The sequence below is a fragment of the Desulfotruncus alcoholivorax DSM 16058 genome (assembly GCF_000430885.1).
Taxonomy (GTDB): domain Bacteria; phylum Bacillota; class Desulfotomaculia; order Desulfotomaculales; family Desulfallaceae; genus Desulfotruncus; species Desulfotruncus alcoholivorax.
Genome location: NZ_AUMW01000037.1, coordinates 1 through 17,550 on the forward strand (window position 1 = coordinate 1; position 17,550 = coordinate 17,550).

Annotated in this window: 21 protein-coding genes; 19 read left to right on the top strand and 2 right to left on the bottom strand. The window is 51.1% G+C overall.

All coding sequences use genetic code 11. The annotated features are described in order from the left end of the window. Nucleotides 1–597 precede the first annotated feature (597 nt). From H569_RS0115395 to H569_RS0115440, 10 genes are all read left to right on the top strand, one after another. Complete coding sequence (locus H569_RS0115395; RefSeq protein WP_027365720.1) at nt 598–2,130, top strand: ParB/Srx family N-terminal domain-containing protein; 1,533 nt, start codon at nt 598–600, stop codon at nt 2,128–2,130. A gap of 50 nt (nt 2,131–2,180) precedes the next feature. Beyond that, entirely contained in the window at nt 2,181–3,083 is a 903-nt protein-coding gene (locus H569_RS0115400; RefSeq protein ID WP_027365721.1) for a DNA adenine methylase, read from the top strand. 130 nt (nt 3,084–3,213) lie between these two features. Further along, nucleotides 3,214–4,068 carry a tyrosine-type recombinase/integrase gene (locus H569_RS0115405; protein ID WP_034630933.1) on the top strand — a complete coding sequence of 285 codons (855 nt, stop codon included), beginning with the start codon at nt 3,214–3,216 and terminating at the stop codon, nt 4,066–4,068. Nucleotides 4,069–4,093: 25 nt separating this feature from the next. Further along, the gene (locus H569_RS0115410; RefSeq protein ID WP_027365723.1) at nt 4,094–4,597 is read left to right on the top strand and encodes a metal-dependent hydrolase; all 504 of its coding nucleotides are present in this window, start codon (nt 4,094–4,096) and stop codon (nt 4,595–4,597) included. 223 nt (nt 4,598–4,820) lie between these two features. Continuing rightward, the gene (locus H569_RS0115415; protein WP_157833552.1) at nt 4,821–5,204 is read left to right on the top strand and encodes a hypothetical protein; all 384 of its coding nucleotides are present in this window, start codon (nt 4,821–4,823) and stop codon (nt 5,202–5,204) included. A gap of 18 nt (nt 5,205–5,222) precedes the next feature. Further along, nucleotides 5,223–5,570 carry a TrbC/VirB2 family protein gene (locus H569_RS0115420; protein WP_027365725.1) on the top strand — a complete coding sequence of 116 codons (348 nt, stop codon included), beginning with the start codon at nt 5,223–5,225 and terminating at the stop codon, nt 5,568–5,570. Between the two features lie 5 nt (nt 5,571–5,575). After that, a complete protein-coding gene (locus H569_RS20600) occupies nt 5,576–5,884 on the top strand; it encodes a PrgI family protein (protein WP_034630935.1) in 309 nt (102 codons plus the stop codon). A gap of 230 nt (nt 5,885–6,114) precedes the next feature. Continuing rightward, on the top strand, nt 6,115–6,702 hold the full coding sequence (locus H569_RS0115430) for a hypothetical protein (protein ID WP_157833553.1): 588 nt from the start codon (nt 6,115–6,117) through the stop codon (nt 6,700–6,702). Beyond that, nucleotides 6,623–8,506 carry a VirB4 family type IV secretion system protein gene (locus tag H569_RS0115435; protein WP_157833554.1) on the top strand — a complete coding sequence of 628 codons (1,884 nt, stop codon included), beginning with the start codon at nt 6,623–6,625 and terminating at the stop codon, nt 8,504–8,506. The genes H569_RS0115430 and H569_RS0115435 overlap by 80 nt, the downstream gene beginning before the upstream one ends. Further along, on the top strand, nt 8,503–8,964 hold the full coding sequence (locus tag H569_RS0115440; RefSeq protein ID WP_027365728.1) for a hypothetical protein: 462 nt from the start codon (nt 8,503–8,505) through the stop codon (nt 8,962–8,964). The genes H569_RS0115435 and H569_RS0115440 overlap by 4 nt, the downstream gene beginning before the upstream one ends. Nucleotides 8,965–9,261: 297 nt before the next feature. Here the strand turns inward: H569_RS0115440 and H569_RS22615 are convergent, their stop codons facing one another. Further along, nucleotides 9,262–9,417 carry a hypothetical protein gene (locus tag H569_RS22615; RefSeq protein WP_157833555.1) on the bottom strand — a complete coding sequence of 52 codons (156 nt, stop codon included), beginning with the start codon at nt 9,415–9,417 and terminating at the stop codon, nt 9,262–9,264. Between the two features lie 28 nt (nt 9,418–9,445). Here H569_RS22615 and H569_RS0115445 point away from each other — a divergent pair, with 28 nt between their 5' ends. The 8 genes from H569_RS0115445 to H569_RS0115485 all read left to right on the top strand — a co-directional run bounded on the left by H569_RS0115445 (nt 9,446) and on the right by H569_RS0115485 (nt 16,489). Next, nucleotides 9,446–10,720 (top strand): hypothetical protein, encoded by a 1,275-nt coding sequence (locus H569_RS0115445; RefSeq protein WP_157833556.1) that lies wholly within the window; start codon nt 9,446–9,448, stop codon nt 10,718–10,720. Between the two features lie 116 nt (nt 10,721–10,836). Then, nucleotides 10,837–12,507 carry a M23 family metallopeptidase gene (locus H569_RS0115450; RefSeq protein ID WP_238492579.1) on the top strand — a complete coding sequence of 557 codons (1,671 nt, stop codon included), beginning with the start codon at nt 10,837–10,839 and terminating at the stop codon, nt 12,505–12,507. Further along, nucleotides 12,479–13,357, top strand: coding sequence for a hypothetical protein (locus tag H569_RS0115455; protein WP_157833557.1), 879 nt, complete (start codon nt 12,479–12,481; stop codon nt 13,355–13,357). The genes H569_RS0115450 and H569_RS0115455 overlap by 29 nt, the downstream gene beginning before the upstream one ends. Nucleotides 13,358–13,383: 26 nt before the next feature. Then, nucleotides 13,384–13,563 (top strand): hypothetical protein, encoded by a 180-nt coding sequence (locus H569_RS0115460; protein WP_027365732.1) that lies wholly within the window; start codon nt 13,384–13,386, stop codon nt 13,561–13,563. 17 nt (nt 13,564–13,580) lie between these two features. Beyond that, nucleotides 13,581–13,760, top strand: a complete 180-nt coding sequence (locus H569_RS0115465) for a hypothetical protein (protein WP_027365733.1) — start codon at nt 13,581–13,583, stop codon at nt 13,758–13,760. After that, nucleotides 13,741–14,367, top strand: coding sequence for a hypothetical protein (locus H569_RS0115470; protein ID WP_169726480.1), 627 nt, complete (start codon nt 13,741–13,743; stop codon nt 14,365–14,367). The genes H569_RS0115465 and H569_RS0115470 overlap by 20 nt, the downstream gene beginning before the upstream one ends. A gap of 108 nt (nt 14,368–14,475) precedes the next feature. Beyond that, on the top strand, nt 14,476–16,089 hold the full coding sequence (locus H569_RS0115480; RefSeq protein ID WP_027365735.1) for an ANTAR domain-containing protein: 1,614 nt from the start codon (nt 14,476–14,478) through the stop codon (nt 16,087–16,089). A gap of 4 nt (nt 16,090–16,093) precedes the next feature. Beyond that, nucleotides 16,094–16,489 carry a hypothetical protein gene (locus H569_RS0115485; protein ID WP_027365736.1) on the top strand — a complete coding sequence of 132 codons (396 nt, stop codon included), beginning with the start codon at nt 16,094–16,096 and terminating at the stop codon, nt 16,487–16,489. Nucleotides 16,490–16,613: 124 nt separating this feature from the next. Here the strand turns inward: H569_RS0115485 and H569_RS0115490 are convergent, their stop codons facing one another. After that, nucleotides 16,614–17,051 carry a hypothetical protein gene (locus H569_RS0115490; protein ID WP_027365737.1) on the bottom strand — a complete coding sequence of 146 codons (438 nt, stop codon included), beginning with the start codon at nt 17,049–17,051 and terminating at the stop codon, nt 16,614–16,616. Nucleotides 17,052–17,096: 45 nt separating this feature from the next. Between H569_RS0115490 and H569_RS0115495 the strand changes: the two genes are divergently transcribed. Continuing rightward, nucleotides 17,097–17,489, top strand: a complete 393-nt coding sequence (locus H569_RS0115495; RefSeq protein ID WP_027365738.1) for a Rab family GTPase — start codon at nt 17,097–17,099, stop codon at nt 17,487–17,489. Nucleotides 17,490–17,550: the final 61 nt, after the last annotated feature.

The following is a 17,550-nucleotide window of genomic DNA, read 5'->3' on the forward strand; positions in this document are numbered from 1 at the left end:
GTAGAAAAGTAAAGTATTATTACTTATGGGTTCTGTTATGGAATACATTATTGTGTTTTTCATATCTTTTTAAACCTCAAAAAATAAACTTTCGGCTTATTATTGATTACCGTGCTTTAAAAAGAAAATATTCTCCATAAAATCCGCGTCCTGTTATGGGCCATATCAAAATATTGAAATGGTGTTGTAAGAGAGCATGGGCTATGGGATTAACAGATATTTGGGTGGAACCATCTAACGATGAACTAAACCACTTGGAAATTGGCAGATAGGAGTTAGAGTTAAGAGGGGTGAGGAAAATGGGTACCTGGCAAATGCAAATACGTTCGCCGGTGGCATGGATAGTCGGGAAACATTTTTTAGCCAGAAAACTAATTGACCTGATGCCGGCAGGACCCGGAATGGTTATATAATGTATGCACCAGTTTACCTTACGCCCGTGCGCTATTTGACCAGTGGCGTAATATAAAAGTGGTAAGGGAAATTAACTCGTAAAATGGCATTTAAAAGCAAAAAAAGATGTTATATTAAAGGAAATAGAAGATTTTGTAATGAATTAGAATATTATAATTTCTATTGTTGGAAAGGACTGATTAAATGCCTAGCGAAATTGTTTCTCCTCTTATCCTAAAACTTGATACATCTAATCCAAGATTTTTAGATGCTCAAATAGATGAAGCTGGTGCTATTATTTATCTGTTAAAGTATAGCAAAGTAGCCAAATTGGCTGAAAGCATAGTTATCAACGGAGGTTTATACATAGGAGAACGTATAGTCGTATTAAAAAACGATGACGACACCTACACTGTTTTGGAAGGTAATAGACGTACTTGTGCCTGTAAATTGTTGTTAAATCGAGATCTTATTCCAGAAGGTTATCAGTCGGTGTTTCCTGTTGCAAACCAAACTACCATCAATAATATAAATAATATAGAGGTAGATGTAGTAAGCACTAAAGAAGAAGCAGAAAGGTTTATTGCATCTCGTCATGTTCAAAGTGTTGAATTATGGAGCCCAATCGCAAAATTTAAATTTTTTGTTGACCGTTTTGAATCTGGGCAAACAGTCCAGAATATAGCTTCTTCCACTCAAACTCCAGTTGGTAAAGTAAAACAAGGTATAAAGGAATATAAACTATTAACCTGTGCATTAAACCTCCCTTATTGGACATCTGAACAGAAACAGAATAAACTAAATCTGTTTGATTTGGAAGCTGATAAATACTTAAGGATTTTTAGAACACAAGGAGCTGCTGCTGCCTTTGGCTTATCATACGACGAAACGTATACACCAGTGTCTTCATTAGGTCAAAAGGTTTTTAATCAGATTATTCAACGAATAATGTATTGTGCTTTTATTACAGATAACCATAACGAAAAAATAGATACTCGCACTAAAAATTGGAGAAACGTACCTGGCCTTGAAGCTATAGTAAATGCAGCTCACCAATCATCTACATCTGAACAATCAAATGATACAGGCAATCAACAAAATCAATCAAATACCCATGCAACGACAGGTGGTTCTTCAAATCAGTCAAACACAAATCCCAATCAGGGTGGCACAACCGGTACAACCGCTCAAAGCGGTTCGGTGGGTACAACCGGTTCAAACAATACTCAAAGTGGTGCGACGGGTTCACAAACTCAACCAGCTACAACTGGAGGAACCGCCCAGGCTCGCCCATCAAATCCTACTTATTCCCGTCATGTTTTAATCCCTGCAACATGCAGATTGAACATTCAATTACCAAAGCTTCATAATATATACACTGATCTACAACGATTAAATATCATTAGTTTTACAAACTCCGTAGCAATTACATTTAGAGTGTTTTTTGATCTAACAATTGAAGAATATTTGCAATCAAACAATATAACAAGTCCTCGATCAAATCTCGCTAGCAAATTTAGTACTGTTCTAGATGATTTAGTTCAAAAAGGTTTTTTGCAACAAAGAGACGCTAATGCATTAAGAGTTTTAACATCTAACAATTCACAGGCTCCAACCATATTATCCATTACCAATTTCCATGATTATGTGCATAGAATTAACTATCAGCCTAACCCAAGGGATCTAATAATAATATGGGATAATTTTCAAAAGCTTATGGAAATTATATATAGATGATTTAAACTTTATTGACATTAGATAACAATTACATCTATGGAGGTTTTAAAATGCCAATACCCTACTCTGATATTAGCCCGTTACGTTACCCAGGCAGCAAAGCATTTTTAGTAGACTATATAGATGAATTGCTTAAAGAAAATTACCTGGAAGGTTGTATATTTATCGAACCTTATGCCGGTAGTGCTATTGTTTCTCTCGAGTTATTAAGAAGGGGGACGATAAGTGAAGCAATATTAGTAGAGAGAGATCCTTTAATTTTTTGTTTCTGGAAATGTGTTTTTCAATATACATACGATTTAATAGACCGTATCGATAAACTACCTGTTACACTAGAAACATGGGATAATTTTCAGGATTATAAAAAAATTGATATTCAGCATGAAAATCAAGTTAATTATCAGCAGATCATTAATCTTGGGTTGGCCGGATTATTTTTTAACAGGACAACCTTTTCTGGAATCCTAAATGCAGGTCCTATAGGTGGAAGAAGCCAATCCTCAAATTATAAAATAGATTGTCGCTTTAATAAAAATAAATTAATTAAGAAAATTAATAAGCTATCTGAACTACATAATTGTGTAACAATTATTTTAAGTGATGCGGTACAATTTTTAAAGAAAAGTAAAAAATTATTAGGACAAAAACAATGTTTTATATATGCGGATCCACCATACTATAAAAAGGGAAAAGATTTATATAGATATTGGTACAACTATCAGGATCACCAAATGCTAGCAAAACGCTTACTATCAACAAATACTCCTTGGTTAGTTAGTTATGACAATCATGATAAAATAAAATCTTTATATAAAAAAGCACCAGGTCGGTGGCAAATTTATATAGATTATACACTTTCTAGTTCATCTCGTCGTAAAGAAATGGAATTAATTATCTCTAATTTACCTATTCCACCAAAGAGCTTTGAGATTTCTTTGATAGAAATATCTTAAAAAGACTTATAATCTTATAAGAGTCCTTATGCGAAGTAAACACCTATAAATTTACACATAAGCATGCCAAAGTACCCCTCTTAAAGGGGTATTTTTACTTCGTATAAGGAAATTGTGGGAGGAAACCAAATTGGATGTTCAAGACAAATTTAAATCTTACCTGCAAGGTCGAGGATTGTCCCGACGCACTATACGTACATACATAACAACACTGAACCGGTTTACCAAGTGGATAGAGCAGGTTTACGGGGAGTTTGACGTAGCTGCTATAACACCCCTGGACGTGGCCGATTACCGAAGGTATTTGAACCAAAAAGGTAAAAAGCCCGCTACTGTTAACCACGCCCTTGATGTATTGAACTGCTTTTTTGCCTGGGCAAACGCTGAAGGGAATGTACAAACCAACCCGGTAGCCGGGATCAAGAGGATGCGGGAGCAAAAAAATGCCCCACGGTGGCTTGGTCGGAGGGAACTGGGGGCTTTAATCAGGGCCGTTCAAAAGTATGGGAAAAGCAGAGACATCGCGCTGGTTATGCTTCTTATACATACCGGTTTACGGATATCCGAAGCAGTGTCATTACGGCAGGGAGATATCGTCCTTCGTGAACGTTCCGGTTTGGTCCGGGTCCGGCAAGGCAAAGGGGATAAGTACCGGGAGGTGCCGTTGAATATAACGGTTCGCCGGGTATTGGATGGGTATATAGGCGAAACGAAAGGGGAGTGGTTATTTCCTAGTCGCCGGGGTGGTCATATCTCAACCAGAGCCGCGGAAAATATTTTGACAAAATACGGGCGGTTGGCAGGGCTGGATGTTACCCCGCATATGCTTAGGCACACCTTTGGAAAAATGCTCGTAGATGCCGGCGAAAGCCTGGACCGGGTAGCCGCATTAATGGGGCATAGTAACTTAAATACAACGGCCAGGTATACCAGGCCGTCGGCGCAGGACTTGGAGTACGCGGTGGAAAAGCTGGCATGGGAATAAATTAACAAAAGAAAGAAGGTGCATTATGCTCTGGCGCACGCATTTTTTAACCGGGGCCGTCGCCGGTCTCGTTGTAACCGGGAGCACATCCCCCAGGGTAGTTATATTAACGGCGGGCGTTGCCGGAATTGCGGCCCTCCTGCCTGACCTGGATGACCCAAACTCATGGGCCGGGAGGATGATTCCGGTAATCCCGCGGTTGATCAAATTAACCATAGGCCACCGCGGAGCGTTGCATTCGCTCATGGGGGCCGTTTTCATCACCGCGCTGGCGGCCTTTTTGCTGCGTTTTTGGCACCCGCAGGCATATGTATACAACCACCTGATCCCGTTGTTTGTAATAGGCTACATCTCCCACCTGGTCGCGGACAGTTTAAACCCCCAGGGCGTGCCCTGGCTGTGGCCGCTGGATAAGCACTTCGGCCTGCCGCTGATGCAGACCGGAGGATTTTTGGAACGCTTTGTCATATTTCCAGCCCTGCTTGTATTGTGCTCTTGGCTGGCCGGTACCAGAATTACCTTCACATAACCAACAAATCCCTCTCTTATTTGACCGGCCTTGCGCCGGTCTTTTTTTTAATGGCGGCTTTAAAAATATGAAAAGGGGGTGTAATTTATTCATTGAACCAGGCCGCATTACAAACAAAAGGAGTGATTGCTTTTTGAAAAATCCTGGTGTTGCAGCGGTATATACAACATCTACGACGCCTACAAAACTGCGGATAGACTGAATAAAGAAGGAGTTGGTGGAGGTGCCGAGGTCACTCCTAAGTAGAATCATCCTCCTGCTGGTCGCCTTAATGCTGGTTTTCGCGACACCCGTTTTGGCCAACCAGCAGGTCCCGGGCGCGGAGACAACCGGAATCCAGGCGGTGAGCCCGGACCAGTTCGCACAGAAAATAGACAAACTGATGGACGGGGCGTATCGCACCGCCGCGCCCATCACGGACGCCGTGGCGAAGATCATGCTGGCCGTGACGGGGGTGGCCGTGCTGCTGGTATTATTCAGCGGCATGAAACTGTTCCAGAGAGTGCTGGGTTCCATCATGTGTATCGGCTTTGGCCTACTGCTTTTTTACGGAGCGCCTTACGTGGTGGGCTTGATCAATGGACTGGCACAATACGCGACACAATGAAGGAGGAATAAAACACATATGCGTCCTTACGTTAGCAAGTTAATCAGTGCCGCAACGGGCGCCACGCTTACACTTATGGCGTCACCCGCCTTCGCAGAACAAGTGCAGGCCAAAGACCCGTCAGAACTGTCAGGTAAAATCGTACAGCTGGTCCAGAACGTCGGCATGCCCGTTGGCGGCTCGCTGCTGTTCCTGGCCGTCTGTGTGGGCGCGATAGAGCTAATCATGGCCCGGGGTAAAGCCGAGGACAGGGCCAGGGTTATGAGTGGTCTATTGTACATCGCCATCGGCGGTATCATCCTCGGTGGCGCGCTGTTTTTCGCCGGTGTCTTTTTGGGTATTGGCAATTCCGTGTTCGGGAGCTGAAACACATGCGCATGTTCCCGATCCCCATGGACCTCACCGGGGAAGAAAAACTGATCGGCGGGGTGCTGTCCCTGCGGCAGATGGTCTACCTGCTTGGAGGCGGCGTTTGCGCCGTCTTTTTTCTCGTTCTTTTAAGGGTCATTCACGTGCTCTGGGCGCTGGCGTTGCCGGTGGCTATAATATGGCTGGTCCTGGGCATCTTCCTGAGCTTTTTTTCGCTGGACGGCATGGGCGCCGACGAGTACCTGTACAGGTGGCTTGCGTGGCGTACCCGGCGCCGCAGGTACGATTGGGGGGATGAGTTATCGTCATAGGCATAATCTTCTTTGTGTTGGCCATCGCCGTCGCCGCATCGGTGCCGTTTTTACTGCGAATGGCCGACCGGCGTGCCGAGCAAGGCCCCTGGCAGAAAAACAACAAGCCCGGCCAGCCCGCGCGGGAACGGGAAACCAGGCGCAAAAAAGGCGGCCCCTCCCTGCGCGACCTGTGGGAAATCAAGGACGTCCGGGACGGGGTGCTGCACCTCACCCGCTCGCGCTACCGCATGATCCTGCGCCTGGCCCCGGTCAACTTCGACCTTTTATCCGAAGGGGAACAGCAGGTGATCGAAAACGCGCTGATGGCCACGTGCCAGGGTATCGACTTCCCCGTGCAGTTTCTCTGCACCACCGAGGGGATCGACACCCGGACGCCCCAGGCGGAGTTGTATAACAGTATCGCCAGGGAAACATCCGGCGTCAGGCGGGCCTACGCCGACGTGCTGCTGTCCTACCTGGAAACGCTCATGTCCCAGCGGGCCATCCTGGTCAAGCGCTCATACGCCATTGTCGGCTGTGAGGGAATGCCTTACGCCAAGGCCCGGGGCGTGCTGGAACACCGGGCCGCCGTGCTGGCCGGGTCGCTGTCCCGGGCGAAAGTTACCGCCACGGCGCTGTCCAGCGAAGAAATCGTGGACCTTCTGCATCATATGCTCAACCGCGGCGGGTACGCGCACCCCTCGGACTACATTGAAGCGGGGGTGCTCGACCTCTGCCTGACCGGAAAGGGGGTACTTGCCAATAATATTCAAGAAGAAACAAGGAAAGAAACCGGAGAAGAACCGGGAGAAACAAGAGCTGTTCTCGCTGGATGACGGCGTGCCGTCAGTGCAGGACCTGTTCATCCCGGATGGCCTCGAGGAAGAACGGGACTCCATTTACCTCGGTTCCTCCAAGCTATGCCGGGTGTTCACCGTCTCCAAATGGCCGCGCGACACCCACGTGGGCTGGCTGGACGAAATATTCTCCATCGGGAACATCGACCTGTCCCTGCACGTCCGTCCCATACCGGACCGGAAAGTCACCACCAAGCTGACCGACGAAATCGTTTCGGCCAAGTCGCAGTGGATCGTGGAAAAGAGACGGGGCAGTGAAACGCGCCTGCCCGAACTGGAAGGCGTGATCAGGGACCTGCAGATCATCCGGGAGGCCATCCAGGCCAACCGGGACAGGATGTTCCACGCCACCCTGCTGATTAACGTGCACGGCACCGACGAGGACGACCTGGGCGCCCGGTGCGACAAGCTGGACAGCGTAATGGCCCGGCGCGCGGCGGAAATCAGGCCGCTCACCTTCCGGCAGCTGGACGCGCTGAAAAGCGTGCTGCCCGCCGGGAACCTGAGCATATACGGCAGCGGCACCTTCAGGAACCTGACCCTGGGCGGCACGGCCACCGTGCTCCCGGTGACCAGCGCCGTCCTGTCTCACCCCCGGGGCGCTTTTTTGGGGTTCACCATACCGGCCAATAGCCCGGTTTTCATCGACCCCTTCATCGGCCCGCCCTGGCTCCCCAACCCGCACATGGCCGTCTTCGGCTACACCGGCGCGGGGAAAAGCGTAACGCTGAAACTGCTCATCGGGCGGCTCGTCATGCTGGGCGTCTGGTTCATCATCTTCGACCTGGAGGGCGAGTACCGGAAAACGAACCGGCACCTGTACGACGGCAGGACCATCACCGTGGAGCCGGGCACCCCGGCGGGCATGAACCCGCTGGAGCTGGAACCGGAATATGACGAAGAAACACGCATAGAAAGGGTGAACATTTCCGACAAAGTGGCCGACATCCGGGCGCTGGTATCGACCGCCGTGCGGGGCTACGCCGGACGCGCCCTGGACCCCGTGGAAACGGCGCTGCTGGAGGAAGCAGTGCGCGAGCTGTACGCCGAAAAGGGCATCACCGCCGACCCGGCCAGCCTGTACGAGCCGGGCGGCAAAAAAATCGACGGCGGGGGTTACGCGGTTGGCAACGTGAAGAAGCGCATGCCCACGCTGTCCGACCTGCACGCGAAGCTGTCGGCCAAAAACGGCACCGAAAACCTATGTGTTATTTTAAAACCGTTCCTCCGGGAAAACTCCCTGGGCATGTTCGACTGTGAAACAACGGTTGACCTGGATACACAGGTGGTCACCTTCGACTTCTCGGGCGTCAAGGACGAGTTTACCAAGCTGTACGCCATGTTTGTGGTACTGAGCTGGGCCTGGCACAAATTCGCCCTGTGCCACGAGGGCAACAAAATGGTGGTGGTGGACGAAGCCTGGATGTTCGCCAAATGGCCCGAATCCGCGAAGTTCCTGGAAACGCTGGCCCGCCGGGGCAGGAAACACCACACCGGGCTGGTGGTGGCCAGCCAGCACATCGAGGAATTCCTAAACCGTGAGGAAGGCCGGGCGGTCATCTCCAACTGCGCCACCAGGGTACTGCTGGGTCAGAACCCGACTGTGGCCGTCGAAGTGGCCAGGGCGTTCAACCTCCCGGCCGGGATAGAGGAAAGGCTCCAGTCGTTCAGCGAGGGCCGGTGTATTCTGACCATGCACCAGAGTATGGCGGAAATGCAGGTGACCGAGCTGCCCTATGAAGCGCCATACGTTCGCACCGGCGGGGAGGTGAACGCGCTATGATCTACCGGCACGATTACGACTGCAACCTGGTGTACGACCCGTACTACGACCGCTACGTGGAACCGTGGAACGCCTGCGCCACCGAGGACGAGGCGCTGGCCAGCGGCGCGGCGCTGGGCATGCTGGCGGCCCTGGAATTCCTGTTCGCCCTTGTTACGGGTTTGGTTCTCCTGATCGTGCACATCGGCATAAAGATCATCGAGTGGCACGACATCCACAGCGAATACAAGCGCCTGCACGAGGAAAGGGAACCCCTGGGCTACCAGGTCGACGCCCATCTGAAGGAACGGGGCGACGGCCTGCGGGCAAGGTACCTCGTCACGGAGTGGGGCGTGCTCGCCGAGGAAGAATACCTGCGCCGCCGCGAACTTCAGCCGCCGGGACGCCGCTTTTCGGGCGCCGGCGAGCGGGGTCGCTGGCGGCTGGAAGGGGACCGGGTGGTGCGCGATGCGGTGTAGGCGCATACTATTACTGTTGCTGGTGGCGCTGGCCGCGTTCGCCCTGGCCGCCGCGCCGGTGCTGGCCGCCGACAACAACGCCGGCACGGACGGGGAACCCCTCAAGGACGAGGGCGGCTTCTTTGAACAGGCGATAGCCGCCGTATTCAACAACCTGTACGAAATGTTTTCGGCGCTGGCCGGGAAATTCGGTTTCAAGCCCGTTGGCCAGCTGCTCCTAAAGGTGGACGGAAACGCCTACGACCTCTCGTACCCGGCCCCGTTTCCAGCCGACCACTGGCGGAAACTGGACGCCCTTTACGGGAACATGGCGGGCGTCGGTTTCGCGCTGTACCTGGTCGCGATTCTGGCCACGGCGGGCAGGTTCATAAACGCCGGGATTTCCAAAAGCCCGGAGGCCAGGGCGGAGGCCGTATCCCAAATCTGGCGGATGCTGTTTGCCATCCTCATCATCGCCTCTGCGCCGCTGGTGGTAAGGGTGATGTACGTATTAAACAACGCCCTGGTGGAAGCCATTGCAGACGCGGGCGGGATAACCGGGGACATAGAAAAACTGCTGTCCAACGACTGGCTGAATGGCCTGATAACCGGCTCCGTAATCGGCACTGCGCTGGTCAAAATAATCTTCGCCTGGGCGGGATTCTGGCTTAACATTATCTTCTGGATGCGGGACATCGTGGTGTCGGTCATGTACGTGTTTACGCCGGTGATGGCCCTACTGTGGGTGATGAACAAAAACGTCACTGCCGCCGCGGTCTGGCTGGGCGAGCTTCTGACAAACACGTTCCTCCACTCGGCATACGCCCTGGCCGCCGTGGTGGTGGTAGTGTTCATCGCAGGCGACGACGGTAACTGGCCCAAGAAAATACTGGCCGCTTACATGCTCATCTCTCTGGGCGGTGTGCTGCGCAACAGCCTGCAGGGGCTTTGGACCAGGTGGGCCGGTATAGATGAGGAAGGCATAGCGGGCAGGGTCCTCGGCATGTTCGGGATGGGCGGCGTGGCCGGGCTGGGCAGGTTGGCCTCCGCTACTGTGAGCAGGCCGTCCATCAGCGGCGCCCCTGGCAACAACCCGGCGGGCGGCGCGCCGGGCGGTGGTTCCCCCATCAACCTGCAAGGCGTGCCGGTCCCGCATGGTAGTGCAGGGCCGTCACCCGGCACCGGGACATCTTTTGGCCAAACCGGCACGCCACCCTCCGGCTGGACGACTTCCTCGGGTGGGGTTATTATTCCTTCTGGGTCACAATCAACCGCTACTGGTGGAACTTCCACGACGCCGGGGACAGGCGCGATGCCGGGCGGCAGTCAGCCGGTGCCTGGCATCGCGCTGGTTAATTCCATGAACTACGGCAGGATGGCGCGAAACGTGACCCAGGGCGTCGTCCACACCTTGGGAGCGGCGGGGGCCGCCGTAATACCCGGCGGCCCCCGGGTGCTGCAGGCCGTATCGAAAGGCGCGGGCATGGCGGCCCAGGTTGCCGGTACGGCTGGCGGGATGGCCTACCACTCCTACCGGCGGGCCAGAGAAAACAGCGACGGCGCGCTGGACACCGTGCGCAACCTGCCCGGCGCCGCGATTCAGACCTTGCGGGAAGGCACCGGCACCCACCAGGGCGGTTTCGGCGGGGCTGCCACGGCTACTTTCAAAGCGGCGGCCGCATCGGTGGTGGACGCCGTCTCGCCCAACTCCACGCCCATCGTGGCACAAAAACTCACCGGATCAAACCTGGACGGGTACAGGTTCGGCGGCAGATGAAACAAGCGGGCCGGAAAAACCAACCGGCCCGCTTTTTCATTGAGGGGGTGGGATAACTGGATGATAAGCTAAAGCGGGCCGCCGGGAAAGCGGCCAAAAAAATCATCAAGGCCGGTTTGAAAAAAATACTGATCGCGCAGCTGCCCTACCTGGCACTGCTGATCCCTTTCTTTCTCGTCTTTTTTTTGGTCGCGGTATTGATCGCCGCCACGTACTCGTCCATGGCACCGGGCAGCTACATGACCGGCGTGAAACCGTCCCCGGAGGACGCCGAAATTATACGGCAGTACGAACAGCTATCCGCTGAATACAACGTCAAGGACACCTGGCTGGTCAACCCCGGCAACCCGTCCACGCCCGGAGGGAACAATCACGAGCCGTCGCCGGACAGCCCCTTTTACCCGGGCCGGGGGCGGTGGATCGGCCAGATGGTGGACCGGTACCGCAACGATTACGAACTGCGGGTGACCTGGGGCCAGCTGCACGGGGCGTGCCTGTTCTGGAACTACGCCATGGGCAAACCGGAAATCCCGGACACGCAAAGGGAAAAAACCGCGAAAGACCTGCACCCGTACTTTTACTACAAGGAATCGGTAGAGATTGTCTGCGGCAAGGGCGGGTGCGAAACGAATACCGTTTACCTGCTGGTGGAGGCGTACACCATCCAGGGCCATTACGAGTACCACTACGAATGGGTGACCGAAACCCACGGCGAGGGGGAGGATTCCTATACCGTCACCTACGAAAAATTAAAAGACGTGCGCCAGATCCTGCCCGACAAGTGGCAGCGTTTGAAAGACTGGATGAAAACCGAATACGAGCTCAAGGACGACAGCGAGGACATCGAGCTGGCCCGGACGTGGCTGTGGGAGGCGACAAGGGGATTCGACGCGCGGCAGGAGTGGCTTGAATGGCTCCTGGGAAGGTACGACTACGGCGCCTTCGTTTCGTCGGCCATGGTCCCGCCGGAACTGGTGCCTTTTTTCAAAGAAGCCGAGGAACGGTTTGGTATTCCCTGGTGGTTTCTGGCGGCGGTGACCTTCAAGGAAAGCTCCTTCAACCCGCAGGCCGAAAACACAGAACCGGGCTGTTATGGGTTGATGCAGGTGTCCCCCGGCAACTGGAACCACTACGCACCCGTGCTGGGCTTCGACCCCGTCATGGACCGGGATAACCCCCGGGCGCAGGTGCTGGTGGGGGCCTACATGCTAAAAGGTTACTTCGGCAGCGTGGACTGGGAGGGCGACTGGAAGGAGCAGACCCTGCCCGGGCTGACCGGATACGGCGGGTTTATAGAAGTGCCGCCGGATAAGCCCTACGACTCGCCGGAGGAATGGTGCCGGGCGGAGTACGCCTCAAAAATATGGGAATTGGCGGACGGGTTCCAAAACGCCGGTGGCACCTGGCCGCTGCCAGGTTATACCGCCATATCATCACCCTTCGGCTGGCGTATTCATCCGGTTACGGGCGAGAAGACATTCCACGAAGGCATAGACATACCGGCACCAACGGGCACACCGGTGCTCTCGGTTTCGGCGGGCGTAGTTACCCTGGCGGGCGTGAACGGGGGCTACGGAAACTGCGTAACCGTTCGGGACGGCCAGCACCTTTACCTGTATGCCCACCTGAGCCGTATAGATGTTGAAGCGGGTCAAACTGTCCAGCCGGGGCAGCAGGTGGGCCTGGTTGGCAGCACGGGTGTTTCCACGGGTCCGCACCTGCATTTCGGGGTGAAGGACCTGGCCGGCGATCACTGGATTGACCCGCTGCTGGTCGTGCAACCTTGATACCGGGCACTGTGCCCGGTTTTTTCATACTTCGCCCTATCGGCGGGCGCTGGGGAAGTGGAATCAGGGACGCGATCAAGGAAATGTCGGAAAGCTACCCCGGATGCAAAACGCTTACTGGAATATCGAGGAAGAACTTCTCGAAGCGCTGAGCGGCAGTGCCTCAAATCCCAAAATGCTGGAAATCTGCCTCAGCTACAGCCCCTGCCGGAGATTCTGGGAAGAATTCGGGCAGGGGCGCACGCCGTTTATAAAGAACGATCCCATCCGCCTTACAAAATACGGGGACCGGTACTGGGTGAGCGAAGGGAAACACCGGGTGTGTCTGGCGAAAAGGGCCGGGGTAGAAAGTTTGGAAGCCTTTGTATATTGCCTTCAAAGAGATACCATGTCGCTATTACATCCGGAAGGAGCGCCAGGTCGGTTCCGCTTTTCCTATTCTGTTGGAAACCGCAAATTTCAGGGGACAATTGCATACTTGCAGGTCCATATTGAGCATGGATTAATGAAGTTTGATCCTGTCGGATTTCAAAGTACCTGGCTTGATGTCGGTAAAGATACCTCGGGGCAATTTGTTCAGATTATGCCTGGTGTCGAGTACCGCGTGTCAACAATGAAAAAACGAATAAAAACCGGTTTGTTTCGTTATCAGAACGTGTTTACCGTCGAATCCGAGGTGGTTATTAGCCCGGAGCACCCGAAAACCAAGGTATGGCTCTTACAGGCGCCGGCCACCGAAGTGTTCAATTTCAACTCGCCTTCTTTCCGTACTATCTACCGGCGGGGGTGCTGGCGTCAGGGGCACTTGCTCAGTCTTTCCCGGGCGTTGCCGAATCTTTATCCTTTATGACCCATTTTCCATATGGAGGGATAGCGATGGCGATACAAACGCTGCTACTGATAGCAAACAATGCCTTGCTGTTACTGGCAATCTGTTTTTACGTGTATGAAAGGACTGCCGGTATGTACTGGCCCGCGCTACCTGGTTTGGCGAGGACGGCCATCTTGTTCACCATAACAAATATTCTTTTTGTTTTAAATACAAAGATGTCATAAGGGGATGGGTAAGAAAGATGCACAAAAAAGAAGATTTAAATTATGATGGATTTATTCGGGAAATGATTCGAGAAACCAGTTCTTATTCACCGCTTAAGACTACATTTTTTGCATTTGTTACGAAGTTAAAGTCCGCGCTGGAAAAATCAAACACAAAGAAGGCCGGTGTTTCGGGTCGTGGTAAGAAGGATGTGTAAAAACCCGGAAAACAGTTATAACAGTGAGGAAGATTTCACCTGTGGAGAATTTGTTCAGGAATTGCTTCGAGAAACAAAATGCGGCTATGAAGTGGTTTACGACCCCCAAAGCGTGAAGGGGTTATGCCACTACAAAAAAAAGGAAATAATATTAACTTATTTGCCGGAAACGCGCACCCTGTGGCCGCTCTTTCAGGCCGGCCATGAAATAGGCCACGCTTATTACGGCCCGGATTTTTTGTTCCGGTACCGCGCTCTACTATTGCCGGTTATACCAGTTTTGTTTTTGGTTCCGGTTTGCCTTGGATTAACTAATCAGCCAACAATACATGCTTTCTTATTCACCATCTGCGCCTGTGTTTTCTTCTTGCTGGGCTGTTATGAGATTTTTAGTAGCGAAGTTAAGGCGTCTCTTTTCGCGCTGGAAAAATTGAAGTCCAGAGTAAAAACCCAAAAGGCGGTTGATAAATTAACCAAAAGACTAAAACTGGACATTTGGTATAACGCCTTGGAAATCCCCGCCTGGTTTACTGTTTTCACATCATCACTGTGGTTTTTTTACCTGGCAGCACGTTATTTTTCACAGAAGGCCGGTGGCGCATTATGAGCATTACACCCAAAAAACTTGAGATCGGGCAGTGGGATTGCGTGGTTATGCTGTGCATATTGATCAACCTGGCGCTGATCTGCGCCAGCTTAATGAATCTTTGGTGAGGTGGTTTATCTGCGTGTACTGACAGCCACGGGCATTGAAGAACTCGACAAGGAGATTTCAAACAAGCTCGCCCTGCGTGACATTGAAGTTGTGGGCGAGTGTTATTACCGTGAAGGGCTTTGGGGGCTGGCAGAGGAACGCGGGGCGGACGTGGTTGTACTTTCTCCGCAACTGCCCGGTGACGGTGAAATACTGGAGGTCGTGAAAAAACTGCGCCTCTCCGGCCTGCGGGTGGTGCTACTCCCCGGGCGCCGTGAAAACGAGACGGCGCTGAAACTGGCCAGGCGGTCGGTCGCCCTTGGCGTGTACGATCTGGTGTGGGACCCGGTCAGCCCGGCTGTGGTGGTCCACAGAATTGAAAAACCGGCCACTTTAGCCGAGGCGGGAGTGGAGCCGGATACAAAGGAAGAACAGGTAAAAATTAACAAAGAAGAACATAAACCGCTTGTTCAGCGACTAAAAAAGATAAACCTCTTTAATAATGCGCTAAAAAAGCTTGAAATGAATATATCCCCTAAAAAATCCGAGATTGATAATCCAGGCAGCGGCATTCACTATGAAATATGTCCATACGAAGAAACAACAAGCCATTTAACGGTAGAAAGTGAGCCGCGTATACAGCCGGATCTTCCACAACCCAAACCGTTACAAGAAAACCCGGATACCAAATGTATAACAGCTCCAACCCGACCGCCGGTTAACGCGAAAATTATTACCGTCAGCGCCCCCTGGGTTTCCGGCGGGACCTCGACACTTGTGTCTATACTTGCAAATACCCTTGTAAAGAAGGGGAAAGTAGCTGTTGTTGATTGTGATATATTAAAATGCGGACTCGCCTTCAGGATGGGACATGATGCCCTGGAAAACGATTGGCGTCGCGGTGACCCGCCGGTTGTGCTCCCTTCAGGGATTGTGCTGTATTCCCTTAATCCCGGTTACCATAATGAAAACATTAACGAAGATAACCTCAAAACAGTGTTGGTTGAAGCGGGAACAGGCTCCGATTATCTGTTGCTTAACGCTGGCTCAAATCCAGAGGCATGGTGGTTTAACTACATATCAAAGTGGTCAAGCCTTGTGATCTGGGTTGTAAGAAGCGACCCGCCGCTACTACAGCAGGCGCTGTCCCGGTGGCCCGGGCGGCCAAGAGCAAGCTGCAGGGAAATTATGTTCCTATATGGAGCCGGCGACATAAAGGCCATTGAGAGCGCTTTTACATTACCTTGCTTGCAGGTCAAGGATACCAGGGATAAAAAGGGAATCACCGCCCTTATCAATACCGTTATTTCGCTACCCATAAAAAACGGCTTGCGAGTTTTAACGGTTGGTTTTGAGGATATACCCGACGTACAGGGCTTTATTTTTGACCCTTTTTCCAATGTGGACGAAGCGATTAACTGGCTAAAATATAATAAACCAGATGTTGCAATAATACACCCGGACTTAGATAAAGTCAGTCTTCTGGAATATGACCTGAGAAAATATGGTATCCCAGTACACAAGTGTTCACATGTACGAAATATGCAGCCCTCGGGAGACGGGGGTTTTATTGTGCCGGGCACGTCGGAAAAAGCCCTGCGGGCATGGATAAACTCTGTTACAGATAGGGGGTGAATTAGTGTCGATTCCTTTTGTGTTTATTGGTAGTTTCATCTATATGCTGCAAGTAGCTTTTGCTGTACTATCAAGAAAAACTGTTGCCTGGCCCAATCTTAATCTTATATCCATCGCATACCGTGGGTTATTGCTAGGGGTATTTTTTGTTTCTGCCCACTGCGCCTTTTTGTATGCGAAATTGGCTGAACTGCCTGCTGGAGCGCCACTTGCGACGGAATACGGTCGTTTAGTTGCCGCTTCGGTTTTGGTCATAGCGGGCTATGAAATGACAAAAGCTGTGGCTTGCTGGACGGGAGCAGCAAAAAGTTTTATGAAATTCTTTATAAATCTTGCAACAGGAATTGCGGCAGTAATAGCGTCCGGGGTTTTGCTCTACTATACGATCAAGATGATCTGATTTTGCAGAAAAATGAGGATATATGCGGTCCGGTGTCAGCGGTGGACACCAACACCGGCCAACTGCTCGGCCAGACCGACCCGCTCGCGTGCGGGAATGGTAGTCCGCACACTGGTTCAACGAATTACCTGTTATTTAGTTTTGGTTGGATATCACTTACTATTAATTTCCACCATTTCAAATATTCGTTATAGTCTGCAAAAGGTTTTGAAGAACAAACGGATGATTCTATAGCTATAGGTTTAATATTGGAAAGGATTGCAACTGATGCGATAGTTTCTTTAATCCTTTTACCTGTTCCTTTGTAGGTTGGATCAAAGCTTGTGATTCCCATTTCCGGCAAAATGTATGCAACGCGAAAGCCGGCTATATGTGTTTCAAGTGGCAATTTTGGCTTTTTTAATAAAGCGACGTAACTGTGAGTTTTCGCATCTGGACCTGAGACAGTAATATCTAATAATCCATCCAGTCGTTGCGAATTTGTGCGTAATATTTCAAGAAATTCTGGTATTAAAGCAATGTGCTCAAAGATTATCGGATAGTATGTTTCGAGTTGCAACATGTCGATCACCTCTTATTTAAAATCTGAAATGGAGGGTAATGTTTTATGGTTCCGGTATTTGTCCAAATTCGCGATCGCTCAATGCACAATCTGGTTACCAAAATGCTGAAAAAAGCTCTCAATGAAAATATTAGTGTCGCCATTTATGGCCCAGTTGGGGCAGGTAAGACTACTTTATTGAGGCGACTTGTAGATGTTTTAAAAACAAAGGGGCTTCAGGTTGTTCAGTTTGATTTAGACGCTGTAACGGAGGATTGCCAGGCACACCCTGATTACATCATTGTGGATCACCCCACTTCCTTGCAAAGCCTGAAAAAAATAAGAGAAGAATATCCCGGAGTGCCACTGCTGGCCGTATTATATGAACAACCAGAGAGAGGATTCGATGTCCTTGTTCAAGTTTGGCCCCCAGCGTGGAAAGATGCCTCCGCATCTTAGGTTGTTTCGCCAAGTTTTCTACATCAGCCTTCTTCTCAGATGATCTGATATTGCAGAAAAA